Annotated in this window: 2 protein-coding genes; one reads left to right on the top strand and one right to left on the bottom strand. The window is 37.3% G+C overall.

Annotation, left to right across the window (positions count from 1 at the left end):
- Positions 1-567 precede the first annotated feature (567 nt).
- Positions 568-813 carry a hypothetical protein gene (locus AR334_RS26060; RefSeq protein ID WP_066321016.1) on the top strand — a complete coding sequence of 82 codons (246 nt, stop codon included), beginning with the start codon at positions 568-570 and terminating at the stop codon, positions 811-813.
- A 351-nt stretch (positions 814-1164) separates the two neighbouring features.
- Here AR334_RS26060 and AR334_RS26055 read toward each other — a convergent pair whose 3' ends face one another.
- Complete coding sequence (locus AR334_RS26055; protein WP_066321009.1) at positions 1165-1800, bottom strand: hypothetical protein; 636 nt, start codon at positions 1798-1800, stop codon at positions 1165-1167.
- Positions 1801-2343: the final 543 nt, after the last annotated feature.

Genomic DNA, 2343 nt, shown 5'->3' with positions numbered 1-2343 from the left:
TTGGCATGCATATTTTTAGTATAGCATGAGATATTTTAAATTTTTATTGAAAAATATTGACAAACTATTAGCTGGTTTACTTTAAGTGAATATATTCACAAATTACCTAAAGTCAGAGTTTATACCTTTCCACCATAATGACATGCCATCTGCCAGCTTCAATGTCAGGCAAAATTCCCCTTATGAATGTGTATCGGTTTTATCATATGACTAAACACTGCTAATTTCTTTGAACCCGGTGCGCTAATACTCCTGAAAAAATGCATACTTCTTTATTCCATCCCCCTTAGGCGACACCTCAGAGAATATTTTTAATACTCCCCTTTTATTCACCGAGTTAGGAGACCCTTCTATTTATCGCCAAAGGTTTTCAATAACATTATGGTCCATCCCGGTCATTCCCTATTATGGTAGGCCTATTTATTTCAGTGATAATTCCTAGGTTCCTCTTTCATCGACTCTTGATACATTACTATTAATGTTTTATTATATTTTTTACTTTTTCTATTGACAAACTCATTGAGAGAGGTTGTATTTATTTCATCTCGAGAAAGGAGTGATACAAAGATGATTGGAGAAATGTTCGACGATGAAATCGAGGATTTGTTCGAGGGTATCACAATGTATGGAATCTGCTCAACTGGAAACCCTAATTTAGTTGATGAAATCCTTATGATTAATGATCTTACTCATGAGTTTGTTATTTATAACATCAACTCACTTATGGAGGATTTACAAGAAGCTGGTGCCAAAATGGCTTGGGTAGATCATCTAAATAAAAAAATAGATAAGTTATATGATGAGTATCTTTAAATGTGCCTTTGGACATTCCGGACATATTGTAACGTCCTTTTTTAAGCACAGCTTTCAAAAGAACCCTCCTGTTATCTTACGATCAGGAGAGTTTTATTTTATACAAGAGATGCTCTTATCAAGGAGCAAACTACACCAATCTATGTGTTGCGACAAACTGCTGATTTGGGTTGCCAGGGTAGCTCACGCTCCTTTTTTCTGGAAACAATGTGAGCTACGACATAATACTTGGTATACCCACAAAAAAAGGCGCCGTTATGGCAATCTTAAGTTCAATTAAATGAATTTACACGGTTTACTATGAAGGAACGTAATAATTGCACTAACAATTAATACTCTTCAAAAGCTTAATTATTTAGAAATCCCATGATTTCTAAAACTACGGCGCAACCAAAATAAGTATTTTGCATAATCTTCCTCTGATGCTATATAAGGAGGATAAGCTGCCTTTGTGCGGGCTCCCCAAATTGGATCGATATTACCTTCGAAGACACCGATAAGAGGTATATTGGGAAGACCACCTCTTTCTTTTAGCGCATATAAAAGAGGCTTGGTTAAGTGATTGTCTTTTGTCCACGCTCCCCAAATCCAAGGCAAATCTTTAGGGATAGGAGAGAAAAGATATCCTTGAAATGCGGGGGTGTGCTTGTTTTCTTGATACCAAGTAAAGGCGTCTTTTCGGTTGCTTCCTTTTTTATTTAAGAGATTGTAAATATGGAGACGTCCGGAAAGATTAGAGAAGCACTCCTCCATTATCTGCCCAATGGTTTGAATTGGGTCATTATGGGAGACCAGTAACTCACCAAATACGATTTCCTTTTCACTGTGGAGAAATTTTTGCTGTCTTTCAGCGTCTGATAGATACGCGTTTCCAGGGTTATACAAAAGAATACCCCCGATTGTGTCTTTCTCTTCTCCCCACTGTATATAAGCTTCTGTACGAAATTCAATTCCTTCAATCTTGATAAAACTTCCAAAAGCTTTCACTTTATTACCTCCTGAAAAAAAACTCTTTCCTCCTTATTCTCCGCCTATTACATATTCCCTGCTTCGAAATTCACCGTCTGTTTTAATTTTGATTTTAGATTAAGTAAACTCACCCGCACCCCATGTGTTGCAACATACACTCAACACATATGGACTGTAGGAAGAAATGATAATGGATATTCATTTTATTGACATATAATGGTACTTGCATTTACAATTAAACTGTAAAGGACGAACCAAAACTGTTACTGGGATTGCTAGAAAACCGATTGACTGTATGATTGAACGTTGGGATTAAAGCTCTTTGTGTAGTCTGATTAAGATGATTTTTTTACTCAGTCTTCAAAACTGCACGAGACCTGCGTGCCAGGTCTGCTGGGTTCGATTCCCAGGCGGTCCCGCCAAAAAACGCTCTATACCGCCGTTAATCTGATGATTGACTCCGTGGTGGCGTTGATTAAGCCGTTTACATACACGGTTTTCGACCAGTCTAACGAAAGACTGTCTTGATAGTTGCTCGAAACTGTACAGGTTAAACACTCT

The organism is Bacillus sp. FJAT-29814 (genome assembly GCF_001510715.1).
Classification (GTDB): Bacteria; Bacillota; Bacilli; order Bacillales; family Cytobacillaceae; genus Neobacillus.
This window is presented reverse-complemented; position numbering and strand designations above follow the sequence as displayed.

What these genes read in the sequence shown, in the direction of transcription:
- AR334_RS26060 (WP_066321016.1), top strand. Translation starts at nt 568, where the DNA reads ATGATTGGAGAAATGTTCGACGATGAAATCGAGGATTTGTTCGAGGGT.